14 protein-coding genes are annotated in these 17,404 nt (G+C 66.1%); 3 read left to right on the top strand and 11 right to left on the bottom strand.

Annotation, left to right across the window (positions count from 1 at the left end; all coding sequences use genetic code 11):
- Positions 1–19: 19 nt before the first annotated feature.
- Entirely contained in the window at positions 20–925 is a 906-nt protein-coding gene (locus tag ACGFNJ_RS03935; protein ID WP_069161263.1) for an SDR family NAD(P)-dependent oxidoreductase, read from the top strand.
- Positions 926–940: 15 nt separating this feature from the next.
- Here the strand turns inward: ACGFNJ_RS03935 and ACGFNJ_RS03930 are convergent, their stop codons facing one another.
- The 5 genes from ACGFNJ_RS03930 to ACGFNJ_RS03910 form a co-directional block, all read right to left on the bottom strand.
- Positions 941–2,065, bottom strand: coding sequence for an NAD(P)H-dependent flavin oxidoreductase (locus ACGFNJ_RS03930; protein WP_393443058.1), 1,125 nt, complete (start codon positions 2,063–2,065; stop codon positions 941–943).
- Between the two features lie 204 nt (positions 2,066–2,269).
- On the bottom strand, positions 2,270–3,625 hold the full coding sequence (locus tag ACGFNJ_RS03925) for a wax ester/triacylglycerol synthase family O-acyltransferase (protein ID WP_393443056.1): 1,356 nt from the start codon (positions 3,623–3,625) through the stop codon (positions 2,270–2,272).
- Between the two features lie 133 nt (positions 3,626–3,758).
- Positions 3,759–4,448 (bottom strand): class I SAM-dependent methyltransferase, encoded by a 690-nt coding sequence (locus tag ACGFNJ_RS03920; RefSeq protein ID WP_393443054.1) that lies wholly within the window; start codon positions 4,446–4,448, stop codon positions 3,759–3,761.
- Positions 4,449–4,501: 53 nt separating this feature from the next.
- Positions 4,502–4,951: a nuclear transport factor 2 family protein gene (locus ACGFNJ_RS03915; protein ID WP_393443052.1), complete on the bottom strand. Its 450-nt coding sequence runs from the start codon at positions 4,949–4,951 to the stop codon at positions 4,502–4,504.
- Positions 4,952–5,062: 111 nt separating this feature from the next.
- Entirely contained in the window at positions 5,063–6,049 is a 987-nt protein-coding gene (locus tag ACGFNJ_RS03910; RefSeq protein WP_393443050.1) for a DMT family transporter, read from the bottom strand.
- A 3-nt stretch (positions 6,050–6,052) separates the two neighbouring features.
- Between ACGFNJ_RS03910 and ACGFNJ_RS03905 the strand changes: the two genes are divergently transcribed.
- Positions 6,053–6,430, top strand: coding sequence for a hypothetical protein (locus tag ACGFNJ_RS03905; protein ID WP_393443048.1), 378 nt, complete (start codon positions 6,053–6,055; stop codon positions 6,428–6,430).
- 99 nt (positions 6,431–6,529) lie between these two features.
- Here the strand turns inward: ACGFNJ_RS03905 and ACGFNJ_RS03900 are convergent, their stop codons facing one another.
- Both ACGFNJ_RS03900 and ACGFNJ_RS03895 read right to left on the bottom strand, forming a co-directional pair.
- The gene (locus tag ACGFNJ_RS03900) at positions 6,530–8,275 is read right to left on the bottom strand and encodes a cutinase family protein (protein ID WP_393443046.1); all 1,746 of its coding nucleotides are present in this window, start codon (positions 8,273–8,275) and stop codon (positions 6,530–6,532) included.
- Between the two features lie 249 nt (positions 8,276–8,524).
- A complete protein-coding gene (locus ACGFNJ_RS03895; protein ID WP_393443044.1) occupies positions 8,525–9,427 on the bottom strand; it encodes a hypothetical protein in 903 nt (300 codons plus the stop codon).
- A 419-nt stretch (positions 9,428–9,846) separates the two neighbouring features.
- Between ACGFNJ_RS03895 and ACGFNJ_RS03890 the strand changes: the two genes are divergently transcribed.
- The gene (locus tag ACGFNJ_RS03890; protein ID WP_393443751.1) at positions 9,847–13,341 is read left to right on the top strand and encodes a DNA-directed RNA polymerase subunit beta; all 3,495 of its coding nucleotides are present in this window, start codon (positions 9,847–9,849) and stop codon (positions 13,339–13,341) included.
- Between the two features lie 57 nt (positions 13,342–13,398).
- Here ACGFNJ_RS03890 and ACGFNJ_RS03885 read toward each other — a convergent pair whose 3' ends face one another.
- The 4 genes from ACGFNJ_RS03885 to ACGFNJ_RS03870 form a co-directional block, all read right to left on the bottom strand.
- Positions 13,399–14,592 carry an NAD(P)/FAD-dependent oxidoreductase gene (locus tag ACGFNJ_RS03885; RefSeq protein ID WP_393443042.1) on the bottom strand — a complete coding sequence of 398 codons (1,194 nt, stop codon included), beginning with the start codon at positions 14,590–14,592 and terminating at the stop codon, positions 13,399–13,401.
- 87 nt (positions 14,593–14,679) lie between these two features.
- On the bottom strand, positions 14,680–16,020 hold the full coding sequence (locus tag ACGFNJ_RS03880) for a family 1 glycosylhydrolase (RefSeq protein ID WP_393443040.1): 1,341 nt from the start codon (positions 16,018–16,020) through the stop codon (positions 14,680–14,682).
- A gap of 200 nt (positions 16,021–16,220) precedes the next feature.
- Positions 16,221–16,583 (bottom strand): VOC family protein, encoded by a 363-nt coding sequence (locus tag ACGFNJ_RS03875; RefSeq protein ID WP_393443038.1) that lies wholly within the window; start codon positions 16,581–16,583, stop codon positions 16,221–16,223.
- 80 nt (positions 16,584–16,663) lie between these two features.
- A complete protein-coding gene (locus tag ACGFNJ_RS03870; RefSeq protein WP_069161272.1) occupies positions 16,664–17,362 on the bottom strand; it encodes a YafY family protein in 699 nt (232 codons plus the stop codon).
- Positions 17,363–17,404: the final 42 nt, after the last annotated feature.

The following is a 17,404-nucleotide window of genomic DNA, read 5'->3' as shown; positions in this document are numbered from 1 at the left end:
CACGAACAGGGGAAGTCAGATGGCAGGCTTCGACAACGAGATCGTCGTCATCACCGGCGCTGGGAGTGGGATCGGCCGCGCCACCGCGCACCGCTTCGCCCGCAAAGGCGCCACCGTCATCGCCGCCGATATCGAGAAAGAGCGCGTGATCGGCACCGTCGACGCGATCCTCGCCGACGGGTACCGCGCGGTGCCCTACCAGGTCGACGTGTCCGACGCCGAGGCGATGCAGGGCTTCGCCGACGAGGTACACGACGCGCACGGCGTCGCGCGGGTGCTGGTGAACAACGCCGGATTCACCACGGCGGGACCGTTTCTCGAACACACCATCGCGGACTGGGACCGGTTGATGGGCGTCAACGTCTGGGGCCTGGTCTACGGCTCGACCTTCTTCGGCAGGCAGATGGTCGACGCGGGCACCGGCGGGCGCATCATCAATGTCACCTCGGTGGCCGCCTTCCTGCCGATTCCGCTCAGCACGCCCTACTGCACCACCAAGGCGGCGGCCCAAATGCTCACCGAGGGTTTGCGATTGGAGTTCGCGGGCACCGGCGTCGGGGTGACCGCGATCTGCCCGGCCTTCATCGACACCGGCTTCTACGAGGCCGCGCAGCCGATCGGGCTGAACGACACCGCGGCCCGCCGCGCCAGCAACATCTCCCAGTACGCCGCCAAGCTCGTCGCGCACAGCCCCGACACCGTCGCGAAAACCATTGTCCGCGTGGCCGCCCGCAATCCGGCGGTGGTGCCGACCCCGATCGAAGCGCGCGCCGTCTACCTCGCCACCCGAATCTCGCCGAGCGCCGCGCGTCTGGTCGCCCGCTTCCTGAAGGTCGACGACCTGTCCGATCTACTCAATCGCCTTGTCCCGGAAGCCGTCCTCGGCAAGCTGGACGACTTCCTCGAACATCGGCTCAGGCCATGATGTTTCCGCGATCGATCACAGTCCGCCGTTGAGTTTGTTGAGCCGGTCGCAGGATTCGACGTATTCCTGGATCAGGCGATTCACCACGTCGGCGGAGCGTTCGACCTTCGTCATCATGCCGACGACCTGGCCGACCGGGTTGAAGTTCACGTCCTTGGCGGCCTCGGGGTAGCGGTGCCCGCGCTTGACGCCGTCCAGTGCCACCATCATCTGCAGCGGCATGGGCAGCGGATCCGGGGTGTCGGCCTGCTCCCATGCGTCGGTCCAGTCGTTGCGCAGCATCCGGCACGGCTTGCCGGTCCACGACCGCGAGCGCACGGTGTCGTGGCTGGACGCGTCGATATAGGTCTGCATTTGTGCGGGCGGCACATTCGCTTCCTCGACGGTCAGCCAGAGTGACCCGGTCCACGCGCCCGCCGCGCCCATCGCCATGGCGGCCGCGACCTGGCGGCCGTTGCCGATGCCGCCCGCCGCGAGCACCGGCAGATCGCCGACCGCGTCGATCACTTGCGGCCACAGCACCAGCGACGAGATCTCGCCGCAGTGCCCGCCGCCCTCGGTGCCCTGGCAGACCACGAAGTCGAGGCCCGCGTTCTTGTGGTTGAGCGCGTGCTTCACCGAACCGCAGAGTGCGCCGATGAGCCTGCCGGAATCCTGCACCTGCTTGACGACGTCGTCGGGCGGCGTGCCGAGCGCGTTGGCGACCAGCTTGGCCTTCGGGTGGCGCAGGATCACCTCGACCTGCGGCGCGGCGGTGGTGGCGGTCCAGCCGAGCAGTTGGTTGTGCCGCTCGCCGTCGGGCAGCTGCGGGACGCCGTGGTCGGCGAGGATCTTCTCGGCGAAGTCGCGGTGCCCGTGCGGGACCAGCTCCGCCAGCTTGGCTTCCAATTCCTCCGGCGTCAGGCCGTCGATGCCCTGGCCCTCGTACTTGCTGGGGATGACCAGGTCGACGCCGTAGACGCCGTGCACGTGTTCGTCGAGCCAGGCCAGCTCGACTTCGAGTTCCTCGGCGGTGAAACCGACCGCACCGAGCACGCCGAGCCCGCCGGCATTGCTGACCGCGGCCGCCACGTCGCGGCAGTGGGTGAACGCGAAGATGGGGAATTCGATCCCGAGCCGTTCGCAGATTTCGGTACGCATGGCGTGCTGGTCTCCTCACTGCCCCATCGCCGTCACCGGCGACCGGCAGCTGTCTAGAACGAGTTACAGAGTTGCTCGGGGCGCCCGACCGTCGAATCGGCGGTGAACCGCAAGTATCGCCATGACGCGGCCGTGGCTTCCTCGACGGGTCGGTGCACCATCATCCGACAGTAACACGTTCTAGTTTTGCCCGGAATAGTCCCGTCAGAGGGCGGCATCCTCCATCGCGGTCAGCGCGTCCTCGAGGTGGTCGAGCAGCCGGGGGAGTTCCGGGACACTGCGTCGGCAGCCGACGAGCCCGAAGTCGAGATTGCCGCCGTTGGTGGTCAGCGTGATGTTCACGGCCTGGCCGTCGAACGGGATCGACATCGGGTAGCTGGCGTCGAGGCGGGCGCCGTTCCAGTACATCGGTTCGCGCGGGCCCGGCACGTTCGAGATGACGATGTTGAACGCCGGATTGGTGTGCGGGATGAGGCCGGGCAGCAGGCTCAGGGCCAGCGGGCTGAGCATCAGCGCGGACAATGCCATCGTCTGGGTGCTCGACAGCGAGCTGTAGACACCCTTGCTCTTGCGCATCGATTCGGTTATCACGCCCAGGCGCTCCAGCGGATCGGCGACATCGGTGCCGAGATTGCACAGCACCGCGCCGACCTTCACGCCGTTGGTCTCGGTGTCGTCCGCCGAACGCAGCGACATCGGCACCATGGCGATCAACGGCTTGTCCGGCAACTCGTTTCGCTCCGCGAGGTAGGCGCGCAGCGCACCGGAGGACATGGCGAGCACCACGTCGTTGACGGTCGAGCCGGTCGCCTTCTTGACCTGCTTGATCCGCTCCAGCGGCCAGGAACGCACCACGGTGCGGCGCGCCCCGCCGATGGGCACGTTGAACATCGTGCGCGGCGCCTCGAACGGCATCGTCAGCTGTTGCTGGAGCAGGATCGAGCGGGCCGTGCGCAGTAGTGTCGGCCCAGATGCGGCTGCTGACAACATATTTCGCGCAACGCCGCGAATGCCGGAGGAGGTCGACTCGGTCGCGGACTTACGCGGCGTCCTCGGCAGATTCCACGGGACCCGAGGTTCGGCGTCCGCTTCGTTCGTCAGCGTGCGCTGCATGACGCGTTGCGCGGAGACGCCGTCGATCAGCGCGTGGTGCATCTTCGAGTAGACGGCGAAGCGGCCGTCGGCCAAACCCTCGATGAGATAGATCTCCCACAGCGGGCGGTGCCGATCAAGCAGGGTGCTGTGCAATCCGGACGCGAGCTCGACCAGTTGGTCGATGCGGCCGGGGCGCGGCAGCGCGAGGCGGCGGACGTGATATTCGAGTTCCACGTCGTCCTCGCGGGTCCACGCCATCTGCGGCGCGCCGAAGAGGGTGGCCGGGCGCTTACGGAAGGTCGAGTCGATCTTCTTGCACGACAACAACTTTTCGTAGGTTTCCCGGCCGAAGTCGGGTCCGGCGTCTTCGGGGGCCTCGAATAGTTGTAGGCCACCGACGTGCATCGGGTGTTCGCGGGATTCGGCGAGAAGGAAGACGGCATCGATCGGTGCGATGAGATCCATGGTGTGGTCGCCCCCTGACGACAGTGGTGTGGTTGCAATCGAATCGACCACGTTGTCGTGCGGGCCCGTGCGCAGCCATGAATCCTGCGCGATAGAACCAACTTACCTGGACCGGGCGGGGTGTGCCCGGTGATTAGCGAAGCTTTGACGCCAGTAAGTAGGCCTGCTGGAACCGTTCGTCCGGCTCCGGCTCCCTGACCAATTGCGCGTGCACCATGAAACCGGCGTCCCGCAACAGCCCGGCCAACCGTTCCGGCGACCATCGGTAGGCGCGAGTCACCTTGTGGTCGAACGCTTCTACCGTGTGCGGCCGCGCGCATTCGCGGCTCGCAAGCGCTGCCGCGGGTACGTCGGTCGCCTGGAATGCCAGCAGTGCGTGCCCTTCCCACGCGAGTACCCGATACAACTCGTTCAACACATTCGGCACGCGCTCGGGTGGGAGATGGATCATCGAATACCACACGACGAGTCCGGCGAGGCTGTCGTCGTCCAAAGCCAGCTGCTCCATCGAACCCTCGTCGAAGGACAGTTCCGGATACTGCTGCCTGGCGATGGCGAGCAATTCCGGCGCCAGGTCGATGCCGAAGGCCGGCACGCCGAGCGCATTCAGGTGGGCGGTGATGCGGCCCTCGCCGCAGCCGATGTCGGCCACCGGGCCGGACCCGCCCGCGCGGACTCGTTCCGCGAACACCGAAAGCATCGCGCGATCGAACGGCGCCGTGTCGAGGTGTCCCTTGACGAACTCGGTGTAGACGGCGGCGATCTCGTTGTAGGCCTGACGGGTGGTGTGCACGTCGGCGGGGGCACTCGGATTTCCAACCACCCCAACATCATCCACAGACGTGCCGGGTCCGGCCAGCACCCCACCGGTGACGGCTATCGCCCGGGTGCCCCGTCGAGTACGGGTTCGAAGGCTTGCGCGACGGCCAGGCTGTCCTCGTAGACGTGGTGCCGGGTGATCCGGCCCGCCTCGACCGTCAGGTGCAGCGCGAACCGCGCGCGATAGGCACGGCCGGTGCCGCGGGCGGTCTGCCGGATCTCGCCGAGCACGATCGCCTCGGCGCCGTCGACGACGACCCGTTCGATCTCGGTCGCCGCCGCTTCCGGCACATGGTGATCGGCGATCGAACGGAAGTGCGCGGCGGATTCGGCACCGGTCGATCGATGCCGGATCCACGGGGTCATGGTGCGTCCGTGCTCGGCCTCCGGCCAATTCAGCCGCCAGTCGACCTCGTCGGCATACAGGTCCGCGATCGCGTCGGCGTCCCCCGCGCCGATGCGGTGCAGCAGTTCGTCCACTACCGCGCGGGTGTGCGCAGACGACATGGTGATCCCTCCGATCCGCAGGGCTGCGTCCGATCGACGCGGCCGGATCACCATTGTTGCCACGGCAGCTCGGCGTGGTCGATTACCTGTCAGGTAATCGACCACACTCGGCTAGGTGCGCTCGTCGGCGCCGCCGCTGTGACTTCGGACCGCGCCGACATCGTCCTTGGCGACGCTCAATTGGTGCTCGCAGCATTCGGTCACCGCTTCCGGCGCGGCAGGCGAGGCGACCAGCGCGTCTTCGCTCGCGTCGCGACTGCGCGCGGTGCCGAGGATCGAGCCGAGGATCACCAGCGGGAAGCCGATCGCCATGCCAGCGGTGAGCGGTTCGCCGAGCGCCGCAACGCCGAGCACGATGGCCACCGCCGGGTTGATGTAGGTGATCACCGTCGCGCGGGCCGGGCCGACCTCGGAGATGAGCGCGAAGAACATCAGGAAGGCGGCGGCCGTGCAGATCAGCGCGAGGCCGACCACCGAGAGCGTCGCGTCGGCGGGAAAGCTTGTCGGCCTGCGCAATGCGGCGAACGGCGCGTACACGACGGCCGCGATGAGCAGCGAGGCCGTCACCACGCCGAGCGGCGGCAGGTCGGCGAGCGAGCGGTTGATGATGATCGGGCCGACGGCGTAACCGATGGTGGTCAGCGCGATCGCACCGATGGCGGCGGGGTTGGTCAGGTCGATATCGAGGCCGACCAGGGTGACCACGCCGGCGAATCCGATGAGCAGCCCGATCACGCGGCGCTGATCGAACTTGTCCTGGCCGAGCTTGGTCACGATGACCACCGCGATCAGCGGCACCGCCGCGATCAGCAGGCCGACCGTCGAACTGTTCAGCGTGGTCTCGGCGAATCCGATGAACAGCCACGGGCCGACGATCTCCACCACCGTGTACAGCAGCAACGGCCGCCAACGGCGGAACACCGGAGCGAGCGCCTTGGTGTACATCGCGATCGGCACCAGCACCAGCGCACCGATGAACGTCCGGCCGAACGCGACGAACACCGGGTCGAAGTCGTCCACCGCGATCCGGATCATCGCGTACGGCACGCCCCAGATCACGCCCATGCCGAGGAACAACAGCCAGCCACGTTGCGTCATTGCGTGACCGTCCCTCTGGTGGGAATTCCGGCTGGTGGAGAGATCATTGACATACCGCACTCGCTTTCGACAAACCGGAGCTTATACAGCTGGTCGGATCATCCGACAGGTCCAATTCCTGCCATTGGGGGGCCAGTCCACTTCGGTGGCCAGTCGCGTAATCGGGTTTCGCCGAACGGGTTCATCGATCTGCTTCTGCGCCATCACGGCGTCGCGGTGCGGGTCGGGGTCAGCGACCGCGCCATCCCGCTGCCGTTCATCATCGAGGAGAGCGTCACCGACGTGACCGAGGCGGAGGTGCGGGGGCTCCAGGATCTGTTTGCGCTGCCGGATCTTTCGGCCACCGACGACCGCATCGCCAACGGCACCGCGTTCCGCTGAACTGCGGGAACAGCAATGTCCGGCCCGAATCTTCGGGCCGGACATTGTTGCGGCGGTTGACGATCGGGCCGTTCGGTGGCCGATTGTCTTGCGGTGCAGTTAGTTCGCCGGTTTCACCGTCGTGCTGGTGGTGGTCGGCGCCGCGGATTCAGTTGTCGTGACATGCGCCGCGGCCGGTGTCTTGACCGGTGCCACCGTGGTGGTCGGCGTCGCCGTCTCGGTGGGAGCCACCGTGGTGGTCGGCGCGGGCGCGGTCGTGGTCACCTCGGGAGCGGCGAGCTGGGCGGCGGTGGTGGTCGGCGCTGACGAGGTGGTCGTCGGCGCCGGGCTCGTCGTCGCTGTGCCGCTGGTCGTGGTGGCGGTGGTGGACGGCGTCGTCGTCGCGGTGCCGCTCGTGGTTGTCGGCGCCGCGGAGCTGGTTGTCGTGCTCGCCCACCGCTCCGACTTCGGCTTGGTGGTGGTGTCCACGGCCTTGTACATGGCGGCCAGATCCGACTCCTGCGGCGCGGCCTTGGTGTTGAGCGGCTTGCCGTCCTGCGCCTGCTTGGCCAGGTTGGACAGCCAGGCGGCCGCGTACTCGGCGGACGTCAACGGCTTACCTGCGGACGCGTCCGCGTCCTTCCAGTAATCGAAGTGGTGGCCGGTGTGGTTCGGGCCGAGGGTGAGCTTGTACGGATCGCTCATGACCACCGGGATGGTGTTCTGGTTGGTCACGATGAGACCGACGATCTCGTTGAACACCTTCTGCGGCAGGTAGGCCAGCGGCGACATGTCGTCGGAGGCAATGGCGTCCGCCTTCTTCACCGGTGTCTTCGGCGCGGCGCCCGGCTTGTAGTTCGGATCCGACACCTTCAGCAGCACGTCGAGGAACGTCTCGTCGCTCTTGAGCCAGTTCGGCTGCGAATTGATGTCCGCGAAGGCCGCCAATGCGATCTTGCCGAGCGCCATGGCGACGCCCTGGCCGTTCTCCGGGGTGAGCCCGTCGCGTTCGAGTGCGTCGACGTTGATCTGCCTGCCGACGTTCACCACCAGCTGCAGCAGCGAAATGTTCTCCGGCGCAGCACAGGTGAGGTCGCCCTCGGAACAGAAGGAGGCGATCTTGCCGTTCAACTTGCCGAAATCACCGCTGGTGCCCGGCAATGCGCCCTTGCCGGAGATCGGCTTGCCGCCGAAGTTCTGGTCGAACCCGTCGGGGTGGTTCGGATCCTTCGCGCCGATGAACGGTCCGTCGCCCGCCGAGCGGCCGGAGTCGGCGAAGATGACGACGCCGACGACATTGTCGGGGTTGACGATCCCGTACCCGCCGTCCTTGTCGGCCTCCTGATTGCCGATCTTCATCGCGACGCGGCGCACCACATCCGCGCCCTCGCTGTAGCCGACGATGGAGAACCGGGTGTTCGGGCAGGCCTGGCGGATCTCGCGCATCACCTTTTCGGTGTTCGCGGCGCCCGTGTTGACGGCGTCCTCATAGGTCGCCATGTTCGCCGGGTACGCGATGTACACGGCGGCGTACTTGCTCGGATCGACCGAGGCGCCCGGCGCGTTGACGACCGGATCCAGCCATTCGCTCTTGTGGTCGCCGGACAGCGCGGCGGGCAGTTCATTACCGTTCGCGTCGACCAGCAGTTTCGTTGTCCCCGCGACCGGAGTGTCGCCACGGCCGGCCACCGAGATGCTCACCATGTCCTTGCACTCGGTGACGGATGCCCTGAGCTGCGTGTCCACTGATTTCGGCGTCGATGTCAATGCGAACGAAGTTGCGACGATCGCCGCAACGCCGAGCACCGCAGGCGCGGCAACGGCCGAAGCGAGGCGATGTCGCGCGAGGAGCTCGCGTAAACCCATGTCCTGATCCCCATTCCAAATTAGCGACAAAACAGACGGACAGCCCCCGAGGCCGTATGTCACAAAGGACGTCGTGAATGGGGGGTCGAGTGTTACCGACTGGATGGATTGGTGATCTTGACCAGTGGGCACGGCAGTCCGCCGACTTTGCTGGTCACCGACGGTATCAGCGGTCTCCGTGACAACTGGCACAGTTAAGCTCCGCTAACACTGAGGTCAATTTGCCCCGAATTGTCGGGGGTTCATTTTCTATTCGGCGGCGTTGTCATTCGCGGCGCGGCGCGGCGTGGCGCGGCGTGGAGTTCGGGATACGGGCAGGCCCGACAGGGCGGCCGCGGTCGCGGCGATCTCATCAATCGGCTTGTCCACCAAGCCCTCGATGCTGACCATCGGCGACTGGTAGGTCCGGCTGTTGGTCCTGGCGAGGGACGCCTGCCAGCGGGAGAGCTGCCGCAGGAAGATGTCGTCGTCGTGCAACACGAAAGCGAGCACCTGGCGGGGGTCGCTTGCGGTCGCGCGCAGCGGAATGATCCTGATCTCGCGGACTGATTCCCAGCCGACTCGCACCTTGTGCTTCGACGTGTGTACGCCAGCGGCATCGAGGACAACCGCTCCACCGGAAAGCGTTGAGTACAACAGCCAGCCGCAATACGACAAGACTGGGACGGCCACGAGTACCGCGATTCCCGTCACCCACGGGCTCGACACGAGCCAGCTCGTAATGAGCAGCAGAATACTCATGCACACGTAGGGCGCCATGATCAGCAAGACGCCGCGCAGTCGAACCCTGATCTCCAGTGGCTCGGATGACCCTGGCGCGACCCGTTCTCGGGGTGCCCCCTGGCTGACGTTCAGGATGCTGGCCAACGCGAGCTTGCGGCGAGCGGCGACGACGACAAGTCCGATCGCGCCGATGATGATCACGGGCAATGAATCTGTGGTTGTCAGGCCCATCTTCGCGGTGCCGAACCCCAGCAGGAAACCGAGGATCGGGATGGCGGGAAGGACGATCGCGGCCGTCTGAATCGGGAGGCGTTGCAACGCTTTCTCGGCGTATGCCCTTGCGATGCGATCGGTTTCGGGATCGGCGGCGGGTTCGCCGCGTAGTAGTGCCTTGCGAGTGGCACGGTCCAGGTCACGCCAGGTGTTCATGAGCTCCCTCTGTCTGAGGGGCCGCACCTTAACTGATCAAGGTGACCGCTGTGCCCGCCTCGGTCGGCGGCCGGTCCCGTGCACGCGTTGACCAAATGTCGCTAATGGTCTTGACGAATGGCCTATTGAGATGTCATTATCAATACAGGAGGACATCGGGAATTGGATGTCTTCTTTCTTTCTGCCCCTCGACATCTGTCGTATTTGGGTGTAATTTGAGACTTCGCGCCCGGGGCGTGTGCTGTCCAACTCTCGAAATATGAAATGACCGTGGAAAGCGGCGCAGTCTGCGCGCCAATGTTCCACCCGTTGTTGTCGAGTCAGGTCAGGACGGCATCCCGCACGGTGCGCACAGGGAAATACGGCCCACCGGACAGGCAGATACCGTGACGACCACGCGAATGTGTGGGCGGCGCGAGGTGCTGGAAGGACGCATGTTGGCACTCTCGAATCAGACCGAGCTCACTACTACCGATACCACACCGAAGCGGGTGTCCTTCGCCAAACTCCGTGAACCGCTGGAGGTTCCAGACCTGCTGGACATCCAGCGCGAATCGTTCGACTGGTTGATCGGCGCACCGGCCTGGCTCGAACGGGCGGCGGCCCGCGACGATGCCTCCGGCGGCGGGCTCGCGGAGATGCTCGACGAGATCAGCCCGATCGAGGACTTCGCCGCGACGATGTCGCTGACCCTGTCCGAACCCCGTTTCGAGGAGGTCAAGGCCTCGGTCGCGGAATGCAAAGACAAGGACATGACCTACGCGGCGCCGCTGTTCGTCACCGCGGAGTTCATCAACAACAACACCGGCGAGATCAAGAGCCAGACGGTCTTCATGGGGGATTTCCCGATGATGTCCGACAAGGGCACCTTCGTCGTCAACGGCACCGAGCGCGTGGTCATCTCGCAGCTGGTCCGGTCGCCGGGGGTGTACTTCGAGCAGGACGTCGACGAGACGACCAACAAGGATCTGCACAGCGTGCGGGTCATCCCGTCGCGCGGCGCGTGGCTGGAGTTCGATATCGATAAGCGCGACACCGTCGGCGTTCGCATCGACCGCAAACGCAGGCAGCCGGTGACGGTCCTGCTCAAGGCGCTCGGCTGGACCAGCGCACAGATCGCCGAGCGGTTCGGCTTCTCCGGGATCATGATGACGTCGCTGGAGAAGGACAACACTCCCGGCACGGATGAGGCGTTGCTCGATATCCATCGCAAGCTGCGTCCCGGCGAGCCGCCGACCAAGGAGTCCGCGCAGAACCTGCTGGAGAACCTCTTCTTCAAGGAGAAGCGCTACGACTTGGCGCGCGTCGGCCGCTACAAGATGAACAAGAAGCTCGGCATCCATACCGGCGAGGCCATCGGCGCCAGGGTGCTCACCGAGGAAGATCTCGTCACGATCATCGAATACCTGCTGCGGCTGCATGCGGGGGAGTCGGTGATGACCGCGCCGGGCGGGATCGAGGTGCCGGTCGAGGTCGACGACATCGACCACTTCGGCAATCGTCGGCTGCGCACCGTCGGTGAGCTGATCCAGAACCAGATGCGAATCGGGTTGTCCCGCATGGAGCGGGTGGTCCGCGAGCGGATGACGACCCAGGACATCGAGGCGATCACGCCGCAGTCGCTGATGAACATTCGCCCGGTCGTCGCTGCGATCAGGGAGTTCTTCGGCACCTCGCAGATGTCGCAGTTCATGGACCAGCGCAACCCGCTGTCCAGCCTGACCCACAAGCGTCGCCTTTCGGCGCTCGGGCCCGGCGGATTGAGCAGGGAACGCGCCAGCCTCGAGGTGCGCGACGTGCACTACAGCCACTACGGCCGGATGTGCCCGATCGAGACACCCGAAGGCCCGAGCATCGGGTTGATGGGCTATCTGTCGGTGTACGCGCGGGTCAATCCGTTCGGGTTCATCGAGACGCCGTATCGAAAAGTGGTCGGCGGCAGGGTGACCGACGAGATCGAGTATCTGACCGCCGATCAGGAAGACCTGCATGTGGTGGCGCAGGCGAACGAGCCGGTCGATGCCGACGGCAGGCTGGTCGCCGCGCGAGTCGCGGTGCGGCGCAAGAATTCCGAGGTCGAGATCATGGATTCGACGCAGGTCGACTACATGGATGTGTCGCCGCGCCAGATGGTTTCGGTGGCGACGGCGATGATCCCGTTCCTCGAGCACGACGACGCCAACCGTGCCCTGATGGGTGCGAACATGCAGAAGCAGGCCGTTCCGCTGGTCCGGTCGGAGGCTCCGGTGGTCGGCACCGGGATGGAGTCGCGTGCTGCGATCGATTCGGGCGAGATGGTGGTGAACGAGAAGTCCGGTGTGGTGGAAGAGGTTTCGGCCGACTACATCACCGTGATGGCCGACGACGGCACCCGCAAGTCGTATCGCCTGCGGAAGTTCGCTCGCTCGAACCAGGGCACCTGCCTCAATCAGCGGCCGATCGTCGGTGAGGGACAGCGGGTGGAGGTCGGCGAGGTGCTTGCCGATGGTCCGTGCACCGAGAACGGCGAGATGGCGCTGGGGAAGAACCTTTTGGTGGCGATCATGCCGTGGGAGGGGCACAACTACGAGGATGCGATCATCCTGTCGCAGCGTCTCGTCGAAGAAGACGTGCTCACCTCGATCCACATCGAGGAACACGAGATCGACGCCCGCGACACCAAACTCGGCGCGGAGGAGATCACCCGCGACATCCCGAACGCCTCGGACGAATCACTCGCCGATCTCGACGAGCGTGGCATCGTTCGGATCGGTGCCGAGGTGCGCGACGGTGACATCCTGGTCGGCAAGGTCACCCCGAAGGGCGAGACCGAGCTGACCCCGGAAGAACGCTTGCTGCGTGCGATCTTCGGTGAGAAGGCCCGCGAAGTCCGCGACACCTCGCTGAAGATGAAGCACGGTGAGTCCGGCAAGGTCATCGGCATCCGCATGTTCTCCCGCGAGGACGACGACGATCTGCCGCCCGGTGTCAACGAGCTGGTGCGCGTGTATGTGGCGCAGAAGCGCAAGATCCAAGACGGCGACAAGCTCGCGGGGCGCCACGGCAACAAAGGCGTCATCGGCAAGATCCTCCCCATCGAGGACATGCCCTTCCTGCCCGACGGCACCCCGGTCGACATCATTCTCAACACGCACGGTGTGCCGCGCCGGATGAACATCGGCCAGATCCTGGAAACGCATCTCGGCTGGATCGGCAAGGCAGGCTGGAACATTCAGGTCGCCGACGGCACCCGGCCGGACTGGGCCGAGGCCTTGCCCGAGGAGTTGTTGTCCGCCGAACCGGACACGAACCTGGCCACCCCGGTGTTCGACGGCGCGCGCGAGGAAGAGCTCGCCGGCCTGCTCGGCTCGACACTGCCCAACCGTGACGGTGAGGTCATGGTCGGCACAGACGGCAAGGCAACGCTTTTCGACGGCCGCAGCGGCGAACCGTTCCCGTACCCCATCGCCGTCGGCTATATGTACATTCTCAAATTGCATCACCTGGTCGACGACAAGATCCACGCCCGTTCGACCGGTCCGTACTCGATGATCACCCAGCAGCCGCTCGGCGGTAAGGCCCAGTTCGGTGGCCAGCGGTTCGGTGAAATGGAGTGCTGGGCGATGCAGGCCTACGGCGCGGCCTACACGCTGCAGGAACTGCTGACCATCAAGTCCGACGACATCGTCGGCCGCGTGAAGGTCTACGAGGCGATCGTCAAGGGCGAGAACATTCCGGAACCGGGTGTCCCCGAGTCCTTCAAGGTCCTGCTCAAGGAACTCCAGTCGCTGTGCCTCAACGTCGAGGTCCTTTCCGCGGGTTCGGCCATCGAACTCAACCACGGTGACGACGACGAAATAGACCGCACCGCCGCCAATCTCGGCATCACCCTGTCCCGCAACGAACCCGCAACGGTCACCGATCTCCCGGGCTGACCCGTTCATCGGACTGCCGCGCACCGGAATTCCGGTGCGCGGCTTTTCGGTGCCAGGTCAGCGCGTTGTCACCGCGTCGTCGCGCTTGGCCTGCAACACCTCTCGGCGCTTCTTGTCAGTGGCCCAAGCCGGGACGCGGAACGAACCAGGCTTCCTTGCCTCCATGCCCAACTGCTTGACGGTGCTCCAGCACACGAGCTCCTTGAGCACCGCGGCGGCACGACCGCCCAGGTGGAACCGGGTCGCTGTGTCGTTGCGATGACCGAGCTGGATGACGCCGGCTCGACGACCGAGGCTGATGCCCTGTCCGACGAACACCATCGCGATAGGCGCCGGCTCAGCCCCCGCGATGCGGCTGAGCACCGTGTCGGCGGCGTACGCACCCAGCGGACCCGCGGCCTGGCAGCTCATCCGGAACGGTAGGTCCGACGGCGCCGCCGCATCGCCGGCCGCGACGATGCGTGCGTCGTCGAGACTGGTCAACGTCTCGTCGGTCCGCAGCCGACCCAAGGCATCGGTGCTGAGCCCGCTACGGTTCGCCAGGTCGGGCACTCCGAAGCCTGCGGTCCACACCGTCACCGCACTGCGCAACGTGTGACCGCCGCTGAGCCGCACGGTATCTCGCGTCACCGCCGTCACCTTCGCTTCGGGGCCGTCGAGCACGGTCACCCCCAGCTGTGCCAACCGCTTGGCCACCGCACGCCGACCTCCCGACCGCAGGTACGGCCCGAGCACCCCGCCGCAGACCAGGGTCACGGTGCGACCCGACTCCGCCAACTCCGCGGCCGTCTCGATCCCGGTCGGCCCGCCACCGACCACGGTGATCGCGGCCGTCGCCGGCGTGGTGGCAAGGACGGCGCGCAGCCGCTGCGCCTCCTCCAACGAGGCCACCGGATAGGCGAATTCGGCCACACCCGGCACCTGGGGGTCGGCGCTGCCGCTGCCCACCGCATAGATCAGGTAGTCGTACTCGACCGTCCCGCCTGCCGCCAAGGTCAGGCTGCGCTCGGCGGCGTCGATCCGCACGACGGTGTCGACGATCAGCCGGATGCCCGCGCCGAGCACCTCCCGGTAGTCGACCACCGCATCGTCGGTGCCGCCCACCAACTGATGCAGGCGAATCCGCTCGACAAAGGTGGCGCGCGGGTTGATCAGCGTCACCGCCACGTCGTCCCGCTGTGTCAGCCGATTGGCGGCCAGGACACCGGCGTACCCGCCGCCGATCACAACCACAGTGGTGTTCCCAGTCATGGTGTCTCCTTCGCTCCCAGAGGGTTCGAACACAAGACACCGCCCCCGCGTCCCGTGTGACACTCGGTGACGCAGGTCACGCAGCGGTTATCGGCCCGCGACCGGGAACGCGCAGCTTGCTGGGGGATCGATCAGGATGCAGAGGGCAGGGGCGCGGGTGGGTTGGTAGTCGCCGGGGACGCCACCTGCGGAGATGAGCTGGGTGTAGGTGCCGACCGCGTCGGTGGGGCGGCGGGAGAGCGAGGGGTCGGTGCGCACGTCGACCGTGTAGAGGCCGAATCGTGGGGTGTAGCTGCCCCATTCGTAGTTGTCGGTGATGCTCCAGTAGTTGTAGCCGATGACGTTCATGCCGTCGGCCTTCGCGCGCTGGATCCAGTAGACGGTGTCGCGCAGGTGGTCGCTGCGGCTGTAGCCGTCGGGGCGCGGCCTGCCGTTGTCGGTGGGCATGCCGTTCTCGACGATGTAGAGCGGCTTGCCCGGGAAGCGCTGCGAATAGTGTTGCAGCGCATAGTAGATGCCTTCGGTGCGGATCGGCAGATCCCAGATGTTCATGCCGGGCAGGGTCGGCGCGGCGGAGCCGAGCGCCCGGGTGACCGCGCCGAGCACGGTCTGCATCGGGTCGTAGGCGAAGTAGTAGTCGATGCCGACATAGTCGAGCCGGTCCGCGATGCGGTTGATGAACGAACCGTTGATCTGGTCGTCGGCGCCTGCGACGTAGCCGACGTTGCTGGTCACCTGGGCGCCGGGCTGCACGGCATGGATGTGGTCGTAGATGGCGTTGTGTGCCTGTGCGAGTCGCACCTCCATCTCGCCCGCGTCCGCCTTGCCCCTGCGGACCTCGTGCGAGATGTAGGCGATCGGCTCGTTCACCGTGACCCACAGCGGATTACGGGAGGCGTAGCGGTCGACCACACCGCGCATCGCGGCCAGCCAGTCCTCGACCATGCCGGGGTTGCGCCAGCCGCCGCGGTCGACGGCCCAGCCGGGGTAGACCCAATGGTCGAGGGTGATCATCGGCCGCATCCCGGACTGCGCGATCTTCGCGATGACGGCGTCGTAGAAGCGGAACGCGCCCTCGTCCCAGACTCCCGGCGCAGGCTGCAGCCGAGCCCATTCGATGCCGACCCGGAACACTCGTACGCCGAGCCCGGCCGCCAGGTCGATATCGGATGCGTAGCGGCCGTAGAAGTCGACCGAATCCTGCAATCCGTCGTAGTCGGGATGGTTGGGAATGTATCGCGTCCAATTGCTGTCGGGCGCATGTCCTTCGGATTGAAATCCGGAAGACGCGACACCCCAGAGGAAGCCACCGTCCAACGGTGCCGCCGCGGCGACCGGTCGTAGCAGCGGGGACGCCGACGAGGTCGTGCACACCAGCACGGTCGACGCGGTGGCGGCGAGTACGGCCAGGACATACCGGAATCGCATCACCTCAGGGTAACTGGCTGTGCACCGCCAACATCCGCGATCGCGGGAATCTAGAACAGTTGCGCGACAATATGTTTTACCGATCAGTCACGGCTGCCCTGGGTAGCGTACGAAACGCCGACGATCGGAGACTCGCCAGAATATTTTCCGTGGCGGGCGTGGCGAGTGCCCCGATCGGCGACATCACGACAACGCGCGAATCAGGCGGCCGGCGAACTGTAGACGCCGAACGCGTTGCCCGAAACGTCGGCGAGATGCGCGAAGGTCAGTCCGGATGCGCTGGTGATCGGCGGCACAACCACCTTGGCGCCCAAGCGCTCCGCCTCGGCGACGGTGGCGCCGACATTCGCCACCTCGACGAACACGACCGCGTGATTCTGCGCGGCCTGCTCGGTGCGGGCGATACCGCCGACCGGGATCTCGCTGCCCGGATACCGGACCAGGTCGTAGTTGTCGTTCTCGGGGTCGCTGACGAAGGTCCAGCCGAACAGCGCACCGTAGAAGGACTTGGCCTGCTCCGGCTCGGTGCTGCCGACCTGGAACCAGTTGATCGTGTTGGTCATTTCTGTGCCTCCGGGAGAGTGGATGTCGTTGTGCTGGATCACTCTCACGCGGCGACGCGACAACCCCCTGTCGGTGTTTTCTAGAGCGAGACCATCCGCACAATGCATTCGGCGGGGATGGTCATTTCCGGACGGCCGCCGGCAGGCATCGGAATGTCGGTGACCGCTACGTCCGCGATGCGGTCGAGGCGAAAAACGCGCTGACCCTCGCGCAACCGGCACCATGCGACGAGGTACCAGCCCCGCTCGCCGACGAGGAACCCGGACGGCTCCACCTCGCGTTCGGTGCACTCGCCGACCTTGTCCTGATACTTCAACCGCAGCACGCGTTCGACCTCGATCGCCTGCTCGATCACCGCAGGAATCTGCTGTGCGGGCTGCGTCTCCCGCGACTCGAGCACCCGCACCCGCGCGGCCAGCTCGCGGGCGCCGCTGGCATTGCGTTCCGGCATGGCCGCGAGAATCTTGTCCAGCGCGCTGCGCCCGGCCCGATCGAACGGCGCACCCTGACCGCGTTCCAGCGCGACTGCGATGGCGACCGCCTCCGCCGGGGTGAAGTTGAGCGGTGGCAAGGACATCGTCTTCTCGAGCGCATAACCGCCGCGCCGCCCGACGTCGGCATAGATCGGCACCCCCGCCTGCTGCAGCGCACCGATGTCCCGCTCGATGGTGCGCACGCTGACCTCGTACCGCCCGGCCAGTTCCCGCGCGGTCCGCAGCCGCGGCGCCACCGCCCGCAAATCCTCGACGATGGCGTACAGCCGATCCGTCCTGTTCACGCCGTCACGGTAGCCACGAGCACCGACATCTCCGCTGTTCCA

Source organism: Nocardia sp. NPDC049149 (genome assembly GCF_043197455.1).
GTDB lineage: Bacteria > Actinomycetota > Actinomycetes > Mycobacteriales > Mycobacteriaceae > Nocardia.
The sequence above is the reverse complement of the archived record's forward strand: the minus strand, read 5'-3'. Positions and strand labels throughout refer to the sequence as shown.